Source organism: Parvularcula oceani, assembly GCF_000733125.1.
Classification (GTDB): Bacteria; Pseudomonadota; Alphaproteobacteria; order Caulobacterales; family Parvularculaceae; genus Parvularcula; species Parvularcula oceani.
In genome coordinates, this window is sequence record NZ_JPHU01000004.1 from 196,240 (window position 1) to 212,208 (window position 15,969).

At 65.9% G+C, this 15,969-nt stretch carries 11 protein-coding genes and 1 pseudogene; 5 read left to right on the top strand and 7 right to left on the bottom strand.

What is annotated here, in order from left to right:
- Nucleotides 1-105: 105 nt before the first annotated feature.
- Nucleotides 106-339, top strand: a complete 234-nt coding sequence (locus IE88_RS0106835) for a hypothetical protein (protein WP_031552065.1) — start codon at nucleotides 106-108, stop codon at nucleotides 337-339.
- Here the strand turns inward: IE88_RS0106835 and IE88_RS0106840 are convergent.
- The 6 genes from IE88_RS0106840 to IE88_RS0106865 all read right to left on the bottom strand — a co-directional run bounded on the left by IE88_RS0106840 (nucleotide 323) and on the right by IE88_RS0106865 (nucleotide 7,862).
- Nucleotides 323-1,117, bottom strand: a complete 795-nt coding sequence (locus tag IE88_RS0106840) for an inositol monophosphatase family protein (RefSeq protein ID WP_031552069.1) — start codon at nucleotides 1,115-1,117, stop codon at nucleotides 323-325. The genes IE88_RS0106835 and IE88_RS0106840 overlap by 17 nt on opposite strands.
- Complete coding sequence (locus IE88_RS0106845) at nucleotides 1,114-2,775, bottom strand: ribulokinase (protein ID WP_031552071.1); 1,662 nt, start codon at nucleotides 2,773-2,775, stop codon at nucleotides 1,114-1,116. The genes IE88_RS0106840 and IE88_RS0106845 overlap by 4 nt, the downstream gene beginning before the upstream one ends.
- A gap of 23 nt (nucleotides 2,776-2,798) precedes the next feature.
- Nucleotides 2,799-3,491 carry an L-ribulose-5-phosphate 4-epimerase AraD gene (araD, locus tag IE88_RS0106850; RefSeq protein ID WP_031552074.1) on the bottom strand — a complete coding sequence of 231 codons (693 nt, stop codon included), beginning with the start codon at nucleotides 3,489-3,491 and terminating at the stop codon, nucleotides 2,799-2,801.
- Nucleotides 3,492-3,519: 28 nt separating this feature from the next.
- Nucleotides 3,520-5,016, bottom strand: coding sequence for an L-arabinose isomerase (gene araA, locus IE88_RS0106855; RefSeq protein WP_031552077.1), 1,497 nt, complete (start codon nucleotides 5,014-5,016; stop codon nucleotides 3,520-3,522).
- Nucleotides 5,017-5,134: 118 nt separating this feature from the next.
- Nucleotides 5,135-6,787, bottom strand: a complete 1,653-nt coding sequence (locus IE88_RS0106860) for a sodium:solute symporter (protein WP_031552080.1) — start codon at nucleotides 6,785-6,787, stop codon at nucleotides 5,135-5,137.
- Between the two features lie 58 nt (nucleotides 6,788-6,845).
- A complete protein-coding gene (locus IE88_RS0106865; RefSeq protein WP_036766721.1) occupies nucleotides 6,846-7,862 on the bottom strand; it encodes an arabinan endo-1,5-alpha-L-arabinosidase in 1,017 nt (338 codons plus the stop codon).
- A 226-nt stretch (nucleotides 7,863-8,088) separates the two neighbouring features.
- On the opposite strand from IE88_RS0106865, the gene IE88_RS0106870 reads away from it, so the two are divergent.
- The 4 genes and pseudogenes from IE88_RS0106870 to IE88_RS18685 form a co-directional block, all read left to right on the top strand.
- Nucleotides 8,089-9,123 carry a LacI family DNA-binding transcriptional regulator gene (locus tag IE88_RS0106870; RefSeq protein WP_081871487.1) on the top strand — a complete coding sequence of 345 codons (1,035 nt, stop codon included), beginning with the start codon at nucleotides 8,089-8,091 and terminating at the stop codon, nucleotides 9,121-9,123.
- A gap of 76 nt (nucleotides 9,124-9,199) precedes the next feature.
- Nucleotides 9,200-10,756: an alpha-N-arabinofuranosidase gene (locus tag IE88_RS0106875; protein WP_031552087.1), complete on the top strand. Its 1,557-nt coding sequence runs from the start codon at nucleotides 9,200-9,202 to the stop codon at nucleotides 10,754-10,756.
- 185 nt (nucleotides 10,757-10,941) lie between these two features.
- Complete coding sequence (locus tag IE88_RS0106880; RefSeq protein ID WP_031552091.1) at nucleotides 10,942-13,824, top strand: TonB-dependent receptor; 2,883 nt, start codon at nucleotides 10,942-10,944, stop codon at nucleotides 13,822-13,824.
- Nucleotides 13,825-13,914: 90 nt separating this feature from the next.
- Nucleotides 13,915-14,316 (top strand): annotated as a pseudogene (locus IE88_RS18685) (beta-L-arabinofuranosidase domain-containing protein); the annotation flags it as partial.
- Nucleotides 14,317-14,372: 56 nt separating this feature from the next.
- Here IE88_RS18685 and tnpC read toward each other — a convergent pair.
- Nucleotides 14,373-15,953 (bottom strand): IS66 family transposase, encoded by a 1,581-nt coding sequence (gene tnpC, locus IE88_RS0106890; protein WP_051881615.1) that lies wholly within the window; start codon nucleotides 15,951-15,953, stop codon nucleotides 14,373-14,375.
- Between the last annotated feature and the right edge of the window lie 16 nt (nucleotides 15,954-15,969).

Sequence of the window (15,969 nt, forward strand, 5' to 3'; positions counted from 1 at the left end):
ACTGTCGGGAGCGACACGGCATTGTCGTTCATGCTGCATTGCAACATATCTTGGCTGGAGAGGTCAGACCCTCCAGCTGAAGAAGAGCCCGGAAGGGGGCACGACATGTTCAAGACCCGACATCCGTCAGACAGTCAGAGCAGGCAGGCCGCGGGACAGCCGCTGATCGCGGCTCTGTTTCTGGCGACGCTGGTCGCGGCGATCATCCTGCCGCTTCCCATTGCCGAGGCGCGCGAGAAGGCGTTCGCCGTCCTGGCGCTCATTCACGGCCTCGCTGCGACGCTGATCGTCTTCAACGGGAGCCTGACCTCTCCGGCCTCGGTCAACGCCCGGCGATGAGCTCTAGCGCCTGCCGGTGGCACCCGCCATTGGTCGCGAGGATGGAGCGGTAGGGCAGATCGGCCGTCTTGCCGTCGGCCTCCGTCACCTCGCCGCCGGCTTCTCGCACGAGGAGAATGCCCGCGCCGACATCCCATTGGTTCAGGTCGTGTTCCCAGAAGGCGTCGAAGCGCCCGCAGGCGACGAAGGCCAGGTCGAGAGCCGCCGAACCGAATCTGCGGATGCCCGCCAGCGCCTTCATCGGGGCGATCAGTTCCCGCGCGAACGCCTCGTGCCCCCGCTTGTCGCGGAACGGCAGTCCGGTCCCGAACACGAGTTCCTCAAGCGGCGCGTCCGCGGAGACGGCGATCGGCTCGCCGTTGAGCGTGGCGCCGCCGCCCTCGGTCGCGCAATAAAGCTCGCCCGCTGCGGGGTTGAGGACCACTCCGGCGACCGGCCGGCCTTGCCGCGTCAGCGCGATGGAAACCGAATAATGCGGAATGCCGTGCAGGAAATTGGTCGTTCCGTCGAGCGGGTCGACCACCCACTGATGGTCCGGGTCTTCGCCCTCGACGACGCCCCCCTCCTCCAGCAGCGCGCCGATCTCCGGCCAGTCCCCGCGCAGGATCCCGAAGATCGTCTTCTCGGCTTCGAGATCCGCGCTCGAGACGAAGTCGGATGGCTTCTTCTTGTCGACCGCCAGGCTTCCGAGGCGCGAAAAGCTCTCGGTGAGGCCCTCGCCGGCCGCCTCGGCGGCGCGGATCATCGTGTCGAGATAGGGGCGCAGCGATCCGCTCATGTCAGCTGGTTCTCGATCAGCGCGCCGAGCGGCTTGTAGTGCTCGTTATAGACTTTCTCATAGTGGTCGCGGTGCGCCGGATCGGGCGTGTATTCGGTTTCGAACCCCGCCCCCATCGCGGATTGCGCCCGATTGACGTCGCCGTGCAGCCCGGACGCCACGGCCGCAAACATCGCCGCGCCGAGCGCGCAGGTCTGCTCGGAGCGCGCCACCCGGATCGGCATGTCGAGGATATCGGCCATGATCTGCATGACGAGCGGTGATTTCTGGGCGACCCCGCCGAGCGCGATCACCTCCTCGATCGCCACGCCCTCCTCGCGGATGCGCTCGACGATCGCGCGGCTGCCGAAGCAGGTGGCCTCGACCAGGGCGCGGAAGATGCGCGGCGCATCCGAGCCCATGGAGAGGTTCGCAATGGCCCCCTTCACCGTCTGGCTCGCATCGGGCGTGCGCCGGCCGTTCATCCAGTCGATGGCGAAAATGCTCGACTCGCCGGGCTCTATCCGCGCCGCGGCCTCGCTCAGCATCCCGATCATCTCGTCCCTGAGCGCCTCGGCCTCCTGCGCATGGGACGGATCGCGCCGCGCCCGTTCCCGCAGGGGCCAGGCGAGAAGGTCCGCATACCAGGCGTAAAGATCGCCGAAGGCGGATTGGCCGGCCTCGAGGCCGATGAAGCCCGGCATGACCGAGCCGTCCACCTGGCCGCAGATCCCCGCGACGGTCCGGTCGCGCAGCTTGTCCTCGGGCACGATCATGATGTCGCAGGTGGAGGTGCCGATGACGCGCGACAGGCTGCCCGGGCGGATCTCGCCGCCGACCGCGCCCATGTGGCAGTCGAAGGCGCCTGCGCCGACGACCACGTCTTCGGTCAGCCCCAGGCGCCCGGCCCACTCCGCCGTCAGCTTTCCGACGGCCTGATCGTTCGTCAGCGTTTCGCGCGCGAAGGTCTCGCGGAACCCTGCGAGACGCGGCTCGATCGCCGTCAGGAAGCCTTCTTCGGGCAGGCCACCCCATTCCTCGGCCCAGAGGTTCTTGTGCCCGGCGGCGCAGCGCCCGCGCGGCATGTCCACAAGGCCCTGGCGCCCCGTCAGCAGGGCCGGCATCCAGTCGCAATGCTCGACGAAGGAACGGGCGGCCTTATGGACGGCGTCATTGTGCCGGAGGACATGGGCGGCCTTCGCCCACCCCCATTCGGAGGAATAGATCCCGCCGACATGCTTGAGATAGTCCGTGTTCCAGGTTCTCGCCGTCTTGTTGATGTGCTCGGCCTCCTCGACGGAGGTGTGATCCTTCCACAGGACGAACATCGCGTCGGGGTCGTCGGCGAATTCCGGCTTCAGGGCGAGCGGGACGCCGTCTTCGCCCACCATGCAGGGCGTCGATCCGGTCGTATCGAAGGACAGGCCGGCGACGCGCTGGCCGCTTCCCTCGCCCGCATCGGCGAGGACCTTTGACACCGCCTCTTCCAGCGCATCGAGATAATCCTGCGGATGCTGGCGGTACTGATCCTTGGACGGATCGCAATAGCGCTTCTCGGCCCAGCGCCTGTAGGGCGCGACGGCGCTCGCCAGGGCCTCGCCGCTCTCCGCGTCGACGAGCAGCGCACGCGCAGAGTCCGTGCCGTAATCCAGTCCCAGAACCAGCGTCCGTTCCGTCACCGCCTGGCCTCCTTCGTTCTTCGTCATTTCTGCCCGTAATAGGCATTCGGGCCGTGCTTGCGCTCGAAATGCTTGCGGACGAGATGGGGGTTCATGGTCGCGTCGCGATTGAGCTGTTCCGTCAGAACGCCCATGCGCGCGACCTCTTCGAGGACGACGCTGTTGCGGACAGCCTCGCCCGGACTGCGTCCCCAGGTGAAGGGGGCGTGGTTCTTGAGGAGGATGCCGGGAACGTGCAGCGGGTCGCGCTCGCCGATCGTTTCGGCGATGACATTCCCCGTCTCGTGCTCGAACTCGCTCTCGATCTCCTCCTGCCGCATGTCGCGGGTGCAGGGAATGTCCTCGGAGAAATAATCCGCCTGCGTTGTGCCTCGAAGCGGGATCGAACGGCCGGCCTGCGCCCAGGCGACCGCATGGGTCGAATGGGTATGAGCCACCCCGCCAATGCTTTCGAACGCCTTGTAGAGGACGAGATGGGTGGCCGTGTCCGAAGAGGGTTTCAGCTTTCCGTCCACGACCTTCCCGTCGAGATCGATCACCACCATGTCGTCCCTGGTCATGCCGTCATAGGGCACGCCGCTCGGCTTGATCACGACGAGGCCCCGCTCGCGGTCGATGCCGCTGACATTCCCCCAGGTCAGGATGACGAGGCCATGCCTGACGAGGTCGAGATTGGCGGCGAAGACCGCCTCTTTGAGATCGTCGATCGTGCTCATCTTGCTCTCCCGGCGCGCTTCCCGCGCCTCAGCGGTAATAGGCCTCGCCCGTCCGGATCTCGGATTTGAAGCTCTGGATCGTCGTGTCGTTCGAGATCGTCAGGAATTCGACGCCGACCATCTCGGCGAGATCGCGCATATGCTCCGCGTTCAGCGCCATCGAGAAGCCGGAGTGGTGCGCTCCGCCGGCATGGATCCAGGCAGCCGTCCCGGTCTCGAAGTCGGGCCGGGTCTTCCACAGGGCCGAAGCGACCGGCAGCTTGGGCATTTCGTGTGGCAGGGACAACACGTCCAGTTCGCCGCACACGAAGCGGAAGCGGTTGCCGAGATCGATCATCGCGACATTGATGGCTTCGCCTTCGGGCGCGGAGAAGATCAGGCGGACCGGGTCCTCCTTGCCGCCGATCGACAGCGGGTGGACGGCGACACGCGGCCGCCCCGCGGCGATGGTCGGGCAGACCTCGAGCATGTGGGAGCCGAGGACCAGGCCGCCGCTCTCGGCGAGGTGGTAGGTGTAGTCCTCCATGAAGGAGGTGCCGCCTTCCAGGCCGCTCGCCATCATCTTCATCACCCGGACGAGCGCGGCGGTCTTCCAGTCGCCTTCCGCGCCGAAGCCGTAGCCGTCCGCCATCATGCGCTGCGCGCCGATGCCGGGCAGCTGCTTGACGCCGTGCAGGATCTCGAAGGTGTCGGTGAAGCCGTGATAGCCGTGCTCGTCGAGAAAGCCGCGCAGGCCCAGTTCGATCCTCAGCGCGTCCGTCAGGGATGCGTGGCGCTCGCCGCCCGGGGCCAGCTCGTCCGGCACGTCATAGGCCTCCTGCACCGCTTCGACCTCGCGGCCGATCTGCGCATCGGAGACGCCCTCGACGAATGTGGCGAGATCTCCCAGGCCATAGCCGTCGACGGTGAGGCCGAGCTTGATCTGCGCCTCGACCTTGTCGCCTTCGGTGACCGCGACCTGGCGCATATTGTCGCCGAAGCGCGCGATGCGCGTGGTGCGCAGGGCCTGGCGGCCGACGGCCGAGCGGGTCCAGCCCCCGATCCGGGAGAGGACCGACGGGTCCTTCCAGTGCCCGCAGACCACCTTGCGGTCGATCCTGAGGCGGCTGCAGATATAGCCGAATTCCCGGTCGCCGTGGGCGGACTGGTTGAGGTTCATGTAGTCCATGTCGATGTCGGACCACGGGATCTGCGCGCCATGCTGCGTGTTCAGCTGCATGAAGGGCTTGTCGAGCGATTGCAGCCCGCCGATCCACATCTTCGCCGGCGAGAAGGTGTGCATCCACAAGATCAGGCCGACGCAGCTGTCATCCGCATTCGCGCGGCGGCAGACCTCCATGATCTCGCCGGGCGTCTTGACGACGCCCTCGAACGCGACATCGACCGGAATTTCGCTGGCATCGTGGAGATGGGCGGCGATTTCGCGCGACTGCGCGTCGACCTGCCTGAGCGTCTCCTCACCATAGAGGTGCTGGCTGCCGACGACGAACCACACCTTGTGCTGCTTGAGATCGGAAGTCGTCATTGTCTGGCTCCTCGGCCTGATGGACCCGCAGCGCCGCGCGCCGCTGTCGTTTTCTTCAAGGAAGGGAAGCGCTCGCCAGGAGCCGCTTCCGGCACTGTTGTCGAGGATCGGCCGTGCTCTACCAGAACACGACGTAGATCAGCGCGATGATCCCGACAATCACCGCGGAGTGGAACACGTCCCAGCCCGACCAGCTTTCGCGCACTTCCTGACGCTGTTCGGGCGTGGTCGAGCCGAGTGTCAGCCCGCCGAGTTCGGCGGCCGTCTTGGCCTTCGTCATCAGGCTGATCGCGATCATCACGAGGATCGTGAAGATCAGGAGCGCGCAGCAATAGTAGAGCCAGTTCATCGTCTGGATGCTGTTGAAGAACGCGTTCGACGTGGCGAGTTGCGGCGACAGGTCGAGCACCAGCCGGAGCATCCCGGCGCAGAAGCCGATGATCAGTCCGAAATAGCCCGCCTTGGGCGTGATCCGGCTCGAGAAGATGCCGAGGAAGAACACCGCCACGATCGAAGGCGCGATCAGGCCCTGCACCTTCTGAAGCGCTTCGTAGAGGCTGTCGCCGAGCAGCGGGATGACGGGCACCCAGGCGACGCCGAGAAGCACGACGACCGCCGTCGCGATCCGGCCCACATTGAGGTAGTGGTGCTGCGTCCGGCCGGGCCGCATCCGCTCGTAGAAGTCGACGGTGAAGAGCGTCGCCGACGAGTTGAACAGCGAGGCGAGCGAGCTCATCAGCGCCGCGATCGCTCCGCCGAGCACGATCCCCTTCACGCCGGCAGGCAGGAGCTCGCGGACCAGGACGGGGAAGGCCGCGTTCGGTCCCGCGGAGAGGTCCAGCAATCCTTCCTCGGCGAGCGCGAAGGCGATCATGCCGGGCACCAGGAAGATGAAGACCGGGAAGAGCTTGAGGTAACCGCCGAAAATGGCGCCCCGCCGAGCCTGGGTCATGTTCCGGGCGGACAGCACCCTCTGGACGATGTACTGATCGGTACACCAGTACCAGAGGCCGATGATGATCGAGCCGCCGATCACCGCCGGCCACGGGAATTCCGGGTCGTCGGCCGGGCGGAAGAGATGCATGCGCTCGCCGGACACCTCGCTCATCGTCGCCCAGCCTTCGAGAAGCCCCTGCCCCGCGCCGAGCTGCGTCAGGCCGGCGAAGAGAATGATGATCGAGCCGAGAAGCAGGACGGGGGTCTGCAGGACGGACGTCCACAGGACCGCCTTCATGCCCCCGACGACCGTGTAGATCCCGGTCAGGATGACCAGGCCGATCGCCGCGATCCAGAAGAAGTCGACGCCGAACATCCGGTCGATCCCGAAGATTTCCTGGATGGCGAGCCCGCCCGCGAACACCGTCACCGACACCTTCGTCAGGACATAGGAGACGAGCGAGATGAAGGAGAAAAAGGTTCGGGTTTCCGGCGAATAACGCCGCTCGAGGAATTCCGGGGTCGTGAAGATCCTTGTGCGCCAGTAGAAGGGCACGAAGATCCAGGCCAGCATCAGGATGATCCAGGACTGGAGCTCCCAATGGGCCATGGCGAAGCCGTTCTCCGCGCCCGCGGAGGCGAGGCCGACCAGATGCTCCGAGCCGATATTCGAGGCGAAGATCGACGCCCCGATCACCAGCCACCCCGCATTCCGCCCCGCGAGGAAATAGTCCTCGGTATCGTCTTCCTTCTGAAGAGCGACCCAGACCACGATGCCCAGAAGGGCAAGCATGAACAGGCCGAGCACGACCCAATCCAAAACGCCGAAACTCATTCTCGTTTCCTACCCAGCAAGGCGCTTCACGGCCTCTTTTGATGTTCGTCTTCCGGCCTCAGTCGATGGACGGCCAGCCGTCCTGCCCCCATGAGAGCGGCCGTATCCTCAGCGTCGGCCGGCCACCGGCCTCCGTGTCATAGGCGTGGTAGAGGATGTAGTCGCCGGACGGGCGCTGCAGCACCGCGTTGTGACCGGGCCCGGCGAACCGTCCACCCTCATCGGCAGCGGAAAGGACCTGCGTCCCCCCGCCCATCGTCATCGGAATGCCCTGGCGGTCGAGATAAGGGCCGGTCGGCGCCTCAGCGCGCCCGACCACGACATTGTAGGTGCTGTCCTCGCCGCGGCAGCAGAAGCCGCGCGATGCGAAGAGGTAGTAGTCGCCTTCATGCGCGACGATGAACGGCGCCTCGATCGCGTTCGGCGCGTCGATGGGCGCCTCCTCGTCCGTTTCGGCGTGCCGCTTCGCGATCGCGATCAGTTCGGCACCCTCCAGCGGCTTGCCGGTGGCGGGGTCCAGCTCGATGATCTTGAGGCCGGTCCAGAAGCTTCCGAACGACATCCAGTGCCGCCCCTCGCCATCGATCAGGATGTTCGGATCGATGGCGTTGAAGTCGTCCTCCGCGTCCGAGGCATAGACCATTCCCCGGTCGGTCCAGCCGAATCCGGGGTCGCTCTCATCGAGCGTCGGCGTGGTGACGAGGCCGATCGCCGAGCGGTTCTTTCCGAAGGTCGAGACCGAATAATAGACGCGGACCTCGTCTTCGGCCGCGATCACGTCCGGCGCCCACAGCCCGCGGGTTCCGGGCACGTAGTCGCGCGCCCATTCCGGCAAGTCCTGGAAGACGGCACCGTTCGCCGACCAGCGCCGGAGGTCCGGCGAGGTCCGCCATGCGATCAGGCCGGGCCCGTCGCCGAGATGGCTGGTGTTGAAGAGGTGGAAGCGTCCGTTGTCTTTCAGGACGACCGGGTCGTGCACCGGGGCGACATCCCCGCTGAGCGCCAGAGGCCCGTCCGCGCCCGCCGCGAGCAGACCGGCCAGCCCGGCGAGGATGAACGCCGCTCCCATTGCCATCTCAGAACCTCCGCTTGCGCTCGACCGGCATGTCTTGGGGCAGTCGGGCGCAAAGAGACAACGCGAAGTTATCCGGCTTCATCGCCAGCTTCCCTGACACTGCATAGTCGAGAGGTGGACGCCGCCTCCAGAGCGCAAACTGAGTTTTGTGAAGAGGCCCCCGTTGCAAACCTTTACAAAGGGAGCGCCGCTTGCAAATTCTTGCAATCGGTCGTGTGATCCGCGGATGGAGCAGGACCGCCCAAGCCGGACGCGCACCGAGACGACGATGTTCGACATCGCCAAGCTCGCCGGCGTATCGGAGGCCACCGTGTCGCGGGCCCTGTCCGGTTCTCCCCTCATCGCCGAGAAGACGCGCATGCGCGTCCTCCAGATCGCGAGGAGCGCGAACTACCACGTCAACATCAATGCGCGCAGCCTGCGCCAGAAGCGAACCCGTTCGATCGAGGTCCTGATCCCGCTGGCGACGCGCGGCCGTCAGCACATGTCGGCCCCCTTCTATCTCGACATGCTCGGCGCGCTTTCGGACGCGCTTTCCGATCAAGGCTACGATCTCCTCCTGACGAAGAAGGCGCCCTGGCTCGACGGGGTCGAGAAGAACTCGATCCAGTGCGGACGCGCCGACGGCATCATCATCATGGGACAGGGCCAGGATCTCGAGGCGCTTCAGCGCTTTGCCAGTATGTACCCGCAGATCGTCGTCTGGGGCGGCCACCTTCCCGACCACAATTACGTCGTGGTCGGAACGGACAATGTCTCCGGCGGGATGATGGCGACCGAGCACCTGATCGATGTCGGGCGGAAGGTGGTCGGCTTCGTCGGCGATCCCGCCGAGCCCGAAATCGCTCTCAGGCTCGAGGGCTATAAGAGGGCGCTCGCGGCCGCGGGCCGCAAGGTCGATGACGGCATCATCTTCGATGCGCCCTTTGACGGCCGCGAGGCCCGCGCGGCCGCGGAGCGCATCATCGCGGGCGGCGTGAACTTCGACGCGCTCTTCTGCGCGAGCGACGTCATCGCGATGAGCACGATGACCGCCCTGAGGCGGGCCGGCTTTTCGGTTCCGGATGACGTCGCGATCGTGGGATATGACGACATCCGCATGGCAGCGAATTTCGATCCCGCCCTGACGACGATCAGCCAGCAGATCGAGCGGGGCGGCGTGACCATGGTCGAGCTGCTCTTGAAACTGATCGATGGCGGCAATGCGCAGACCACTCTGCTTCCGCCCGAGCTGATCGTTCGGGAAAGCAGCATCGGCTGAACCCGATGGCATCCGCCATCGCAACGAGACGACCGGGGCGTCAGCGAGCGCGCCCGGCGAGAAGGAGGAGACTGGAATGATCAACTCGCTCAAGGCAGCGCTTGCCATCGGCACGGCGGCCGCGACCCTTCACTGCGCGGCCTTCGCGCAGCAGGGCCCGACCATACGGGTCTCGATCTCGGACGAAGCAGCCGGCGATCCCATCGAGCCGGAGGTCTATGGCCACTTCGCCGAGCATCTCGGCCGCGGGATCTATGGCGGCATCTGGGTCGGAGAGGACTCGGAAATTCCCAATACGAACGGCTATCGGAACGACGTCCTCGCAGCCCTTGAAGACCTCGAAGTGCCGGTCCTGCGCTGGCCCGGCGGCTGCTTCGCCGATGAATACAACTGGCGCGACGGCATCGGGCCGCGCGAGGAGCGCCCGGTCCGGATCAACACGCATTGGGGCTGGGTGACGGACGACAATGCGTTCGGCACTCATGAATTCCTCAATTTCGCCGAGCGGATCGGCGCGGACGCCTATGTCGCGGGGAATATGGGCTCCGGCTCGCCGCGCGAGATGAGCCGCTGGATCGAGTACATGACCTCGGACGAGGACACGACCCTGACGCGTGAGCGGGCGGAGAACGGCCGGGAAGAGCCCTGGGACGTGCCCTATTTCGGCGTCGGCAATGAGAGCTGGGGCTGCGGCGGCCACATGACGCCGGAATACTCGGCCGAGCTTCACAACCGCTATGCGACCTTCGTCGACACGCCTCCCGGCATGGACATGACGCGTGTGGCGACCGGAGCCAATGTCGACGACTACAACTTCACCGAAGTGCTGATGCGCGACGTGAAGCCCTGGCTCATGGATGCGGTCAGCCTCCACTACTACACCTTCCCGGGAAGCTGGGAGAACAAGGGCGCGGCGACCGGCTTCGACGAGGCGGCCTGGGCGAGCACGCTCAAGAACAGCCTGCGGATGGACGACCTCATCACCGAGCATGTCGCCCGCATGGACGAGTACGACCCCGAAGGCCGCGTGGCGCTCTATGTGGACGAATGGGGGACCTGGTACGACTCCGAAGAAGGCTCCACCCCCGGCTTCCTCTACCAGCAGAACTCGATCCGCGACGCCCTCGTCGCCGGCCTGACGCTCAACATCTTCCACCGGCATACCGACCGGGTGAAGATGGCGAACATCGCGCAGATGGTGAACGTCCTGCAGGCCTCGATCCTGACGGACGGGCCGGACATGATCCTCACGCCGACCTACCACTCGCTGATGATGTACAAGCCCTTCAAGGGCGCGACGCCGCTGGAGGTCGAATTCGATTCGCCGAACGTGGAGATCGGCGAGACCTCGATGCCGCATGTCGACGTCTCGGCAGCGCGGCAGGAGGACGGCACGGTGGTCCTGTCCATGGTGAACCTGTCGCCGGACGAGCCGGCGCGCATCCGCACCGGACTTCGAGGCAGCGTTGCGACAGGGCAGCTCCTGACAGCTGACGAGATCGACGCGCACAACACGTTCGAAGCGCCCGAAAGGGTCGTGCCGACCGACTTCACCGGGGAGGAAACCCGCTCCGGCCTGCGCTTCGAACTGCCGCCGCGCTCCCTCGCCGTCGTGACGGTCGACACCGAGTAGCTGACGGCCGGGCAGCGGGTCGCAAGCCCCGGTGCCCGGCGCCCTCTCCCGCAGCGCGAAGGGGCAGCGAAGCCCCTGCGCTGCGGGGACCGCAAACGTTTCCAACGTGACCAATGCGACAGGGGAAGCGTAGGTAACGAACAAAGAGCGCGGCGACGATCGCGTACAAAAACGGGGACGGAAACATGATCTTGAAGAGAATCGTCTACGCAACCGCGTCTTCTCTTGCCCTATCGGCGACAGGCGCGGCCCTGGCGCAGGTCGAGACCGACGCGGACGCCGACAGCCAGCAATTCGATGCGCCCGAAACGGACGTCATCGTCGTCGAGGGCATCCGGCAGTCGATCGAGCAGGGCCTCGAATTCAAACGCGGCTCCACCCAGATCGTCGACTCGATCGTCGCCGAAGATATCGGCAAGTTCCCGGACAACAACGTGATCGAGGCCCTTCAGCGGGTCACCGGCGTGCAGGTCACCAACCGGCAGGCCGGCGAGGCGTCCGCGATCACGATCCGCGGCCTTCCCGACGCCACCACGACCTGGAACGGGCGCAACGTCTTCACCGCCGGCGGCACCGCGCTCGCGCTTCAGGATATTCCCTCGACGCTGGTCAACCGGATCGACGTCTACAAGACCCGGTCGGCCGAGCAGATTCCCGCCGGCCTCGCGGGCCTCATCAACATCAGCACGCGGCGCCCTCTCGATACGGACGGGTTCGACCTGAACCTTCAGGGCCGCGCCTTCTACAACGAGCAGGGCGACAGCTGGACCCCGGCGGGTTCGATCCTGATCAAGGACACCTGGGACACGGATGCCGGCCGCTTCGGCGCCTCGGTCAATCTCAGCTATCAGTCGACCGAGTATCGCGACCAGCTGACCTTCGCCGGCGCCATGGTGCCTTTCGCGCCGCCGAACGATCCCCCTGCCGGATTCACTCCTCTCCAGCGCTATTTCGATGGCTGGCCGGTCGGGTTGCCGACGGGCTTGTCTTATGAAGAAGGCGCGACCCTGCCCGACGGCCGTCCTTACGTCCTGAGCCGGGACGCCATGATCAATACCGACGGCTATGGCGACCGCGAACGCCCGGCCGCATCGGCTGCCCTGCAATGGCAGCCCAATGAGGACACGACCTACACGCTCGAATATCTCTACCAGGGCTTCCGCAACGAGCTCTTCAACAACCTGCACTTCGCCTTCGTCGACTTCTGGGGCGCTCTCGGACCCAATCCGGCTGCGACAGCCGAATTCTATGACGGCACCAACATCATCTCCGAGCGTTTCGTCGGCGCCCCGGCCGGGTTTCAAAGCGGCGACATCACCAAGTCCAGCACGGACACTCATGCGGTCGGCTTCAACGCCGACTGGACGGTGCTCGACGGCCGCATGAACATCGTGTCCGACCTGTCCTATCAGGACAGCAAGTTCGACACGCAGTTCTTCGCCCAGCGCCTGGTGCCGGTGCAGAACCCTGACGCCCTCTTCATCGACTTCAACGCGGATGACGGTCTGCCCGCCTATACCTTCCTCGACATTCCCGAAGGCGGCTCGATTCTTGGCGGGGTGCCGGACAATTCCCACCTCACCGATCCGAACAGCTGGCTCGTCGGCGCGCTGTTCGACAACAAGGCAGCCAATACCGGCGACGGGCTCACCTTCATGACCGACGTCGATTACGACCTCGGCTGGGACGGAGACAGGCCGTGGAAGCAGATCAGCTTCGGCGTCCGCTGGGACCGCCGCGGCGCGACCGCCTCCGAAGTCGGTCAGCCGCAGGAATTCCCCGATCTCGGCGTCGTGCTCTCAGAGCTCGATCCGGACCTCCAGTATTATAACGAGAACTTCTTCGACGGCCGCGCGAGCATTCCGGAAAGCTGGGTGGTCAATAACGGATACTATCTCCTCGACAACCGGGATGCCGTCCGACAGCTCTATGCCGACAGGTTCCCCGATCTGAACGTCCTGTTCGAAGACGACCTCGACCTCTTCGAGACCTTCGATGTCGAAGAGACGACGATGGAGCTCTACGCCCAGATCGATGCCGAGCACGAGCTGTTCGGCCGTCCGTTGTCCTCGCAGTTCGGCGTGCGTCTGGTCGATCTCAACACCGAGATCGAGTTCCGGGACTATGGCGAGTTCCTCAACACCGGTCAGGCGCCGGTCACCTCGGTCGAAAAGGACGACAGGGAGATCCTGCCCTTCGCGCTCCTCACCTATAATGCGACCGACGACCTCCTGTTCCGGTTCAATTATGGCGAATCGATCCGCAGGCCGGCCTTTGGCGACCTCAACCCCAATATCGGCCTGACCGGTGATCTGAGCGATCTCGGCTACGGCTCGGGCGCGGGCGGCAACCCCGATCTCGAAGCGACGAAGGCGACCAATATCGACTTCTCGGCCGAATGGTATTTCGGGGACAATGACGCGATCTACGCGACGCTGTTCCGCCGCGAGGTGGAGGGGCTGGTCGTCACGATCCGCAATCCGCAGATCATCAACGACTCGCGCTTTCCCGACACATCGCTCTTCATCGTCACCCAGCCGGTCAACGCGTCGGACGGCACGCTCGAAGGCGCCGAGGTCGGTTTCACCTGGTTCCCGGACGCTTTGCCCGGTCCTCTCGACGGCCTCGGCTTCCTCGGCAGCGCGACGATCCTGAGCTCCAACCAGACGATCCCGATCCCGAACGATAGGGGCGAGATCGTCGATGAAAGGGAGAACGATTTCTTCGGCGTGTCCGATCTGTCGTTCAACACGACGCTCGCCTATGAGCGCGGCCCGATCGGCGCCCGGCTTTCCTATGTCTGGCGGGAGGAATTCCTGCTCGAAAACGAAGCGGCCCTTTTCGCCAACCCGCTCGGCATCTGGCGCCGACCCGAAAAGAGCCTCGACCTGTCCACCAGCCTCGACATCGGCGAGCACATCGAGCTGACCTTCGATGCGATCAACCTGACCGATGAGCTGACGCAGGATTACTACCGCTTCGAGGACTTCGGCACGCCCGAGCTGCACAACTTCCGGAACTACCTGATCGGGCGCCGCTTCATCTTCGGCGCACGCTACGAGTACTAGGCCCTGAACCCCCGATCCCGCGCGAGCGGATCGGGGGAACATCGCGCGGGGCGATCGGGCCCCGAGGCATGGTCACGGAAGGAAGCCGTCATGAAGATCCGTCGCCGCACATTCCTCGCCTCCTCCGCATCGATCGCTCTTCTGGGGCTTGCGGGCCGCGCGGCGGCAGGCACCGGCGCCCTGGCTTCGGGCCCGGTCCAGCCGCTTCCGCTCCGGGACCTGGCGCTCGATCCCTCGCCCTTCCTCGACGCGGTCAATGCGAATACGGACTACCTCCTCTTTCTCGACGCCGATCGGCTGCTCCACAATTTCCGCCGCTTCGCCGGTCTCGAACCCAAAGGCGCGCTTTATGGCGGCTGGGAGGCGAGAGGGATCGCCGGGCACACGCTCGGCCACTACCTGACCGCGCTGTCGCTGACGGCGGCGCGCGGCGATCGGCGGGCCAGGGAGCGGGCCGCCTATGTCCTTTCCGAACTCGCAGCCTGCCAGGAGGCGCATGGCGACGGCTATGTCGGCGGCACGACCGTAAGCGTACGCCGACGGCACCGTCAGCGTGCTAAGGGGCAGTTCCAGGGCAGCAGCTCGTCGACCTTGTTCACAGGGTGGTCGGCGATGCGTCCGAGCACGTCGGTGAGCCAGGCTTGTGGGTCGATGCCGTTGAGCTTGGCGGTCTCGGTGAGGGTGTAGATCGCGGCGGCGCGCTCGCCGCCCCGGTCGGAGCCTGCGAAAGTCCAGTTTTTACGCCCGATCGCGATGCCGCGTAAGGAACGTTCCGCCGCGTTGTTGTCGATGGCCGCCGTGCCGTCCTCGAGGTAGGTCGTCATCCGCTTCATGCGGGTCAGGGCGTAGCGGATGGCCTGCGCGAGGGACGAGCGGCCCGGCAAGCTGGGCAGCGTCGCGGCGAGCCACCGCTCGAGGTCCTCGAAGAGCGGCTTCGCCTCGGCTTGGCGGACCTGGGCGCGGTGTTCCGGCGGGCAGCCTCTGATCCGCTTCTCGACCCCGTAGAGGGCGGCGATGCGGGTAACGGCCTCGGTCGCGACCGGCGAGCCGGTGCTCTTCGCGATGTCGAAGAACTTCCGCCGGACGTGCGCCATGCAGGCGACCTCGGTGATGCCGGTGCCGTCGGCGGTCAGCTTGTCGTAACCCGCATAGCCATCAGCATGCAGGAGGCCTGAGTAACCCTTCAAGTGATCGCGCGGCCGCTCGCCCTTCCGGTCCGACGAGTAGCGGTAGAAGGCGGCAGGCGGGGCAGGCCCGGCCCAAGGCCGCTCGTCCCGGACGTAGGTCCATAAGCGCCCCGTCTTCGTCCTGCCGCGGCCTGGGTCGAGCACCGGGATGGGCGTGTCGTCGGTGTGGATCGAGGAGCCCGCCATGACGTGTCGGCCGACCGCATCCACGAGCGGGCGAAGCAGGCCCGCCGACTGGCCGACCCAGTCCGCGAGCGTGGACCGGCTGAGCTCCACGCCCTCTCGCGCGTAGATCTCAGACTGACGGTTCAGTGGCGCGTGGTCAGCGTACTTCGAGACCAGGACGTGCGCGAGCAGGCCAGGACCGGGGCTGCCTCGCTCGATCGGCAGGGACGGCATCGGCGCCTGCGCGATCGTCCCGCAGGATCGGCAGCCAAGCTTGGGCCGCACGTGGCGGTGCACGACGAAGCGTCCGGGGACGTACTCGATGAGCTCGCGCGCGTCCTCGCCGAGGGGACGCATAGGCTCGCCGCAGCCGGCGCAACTCTCGTCCGGCGCGTGCACGACCACCTCGCGCGGCAGGTGATCCGGGAAGGGCTTGCGCTTCGGTGCCGCGCGGACGTCCGCCTCTTCCTCGCCAGCCACCTCGTCGGCGTCGACGGCTGCCGCTCCGGGTGCCGCGCCTTCAGCCGCACCGATCTCCTCCTCAAGCGCCTCGATCAGGAGATCGAGCTGGTCGAGCCCCTCGCTCTTCGCCCCGAAGCGCTGCCGCCGCAGCATGGCGAGCTGTACCTTTAGCTTCTCGATCAGGAAGCCCTGCTCGCGGAGGGATGCGTCGCGCTGCGCGACCATGGCCTTGAGCGCTCCCACGTCGTCCGGCAGCGCCTCCGCCGCGAGGGGCGGGACGGACGCTGCCGGACGAGGCGTCTCTATCGCGGGCATGCCAAAGCGTACCCTG

What these genes read in the sequence shown, in the direction of transcription:
- araD (WP_031552074.1), bottom strand. Translation starts at nt 3,491, where the DNA reads ATGAGCACGATCGACGATCTCAAAGAGGCGGTCTTCGCCGCCAATCTC.
- IE88_RS0106875 (WP_031552087.1), top strand. Translation starts at nt 9,200, where the DNA reads ATGATCAACTCGCTCAAGGCAGCGCTTGCCATCGGCACGGCGGCCGCG.
- IE88_RS0106860 (WP_031552080.1), bottom strand. Translation starts at nt 6,787, where the DNA reads ATGAGTTTCGGCGTTTTGGATTGGGTCGTGCTCGGCCTGTTCATGCTT.
- tnpC (WP_051881615.1), bottom strand. Translation starts at nt 15,953, where the DNA reads ATGCCCGCGATAGAGACGCCTCGTCCGGCAGCGTCCGTCCCGCCCCTC.
- IE88_RS0106880 (WP_031552091.1), top strand. Translation starts at nt 10,942, where the DNA reads ATGATCTTGAAGAGAATCGTCTACGCAACCGCGTCTTCTCTTGCCCTA.
- IE88_RS0106835 (WP_031552065.1), top strand. Translation starts at nt 106, where the DNA reads ATGTTCAAGACCCGACATCCGTCAGACAGTCAGAGCAGGCAGGCCGCG.
- IE88_RS0106840 (WP_031552069.1), bottom strand. Translation starts at nt 1,117, where the DNA reads ATGAGCGGATCGCTGCGCCCCTATCTCGACACGATGATCCGCGCCGCC.
- araA (WP_031552077.1), bottom strand. Translation starts at nt 5,016, where the DNA reads ATGACGACTTCCGATCTCAAGCAGCACAAGGTGTGGTTCGTCGTCGGC.
- IE88_RS0106870 (WP_081871487.1), top strand. Translation starts at nt 8,089, where the DNA reads ATGGAGCAGGACCGCCCAAGCCGGACGCGCACCGAGACGACGATGTTC.
- IE88_RS0106865 (WP_036766721.1), bottom strand. Translation starts at nt 7,862, where the DNA reads ATGGCAATGGGAGCGGCGTTCATCCTCGCCGGGCTGGCCGGTCTGCTC.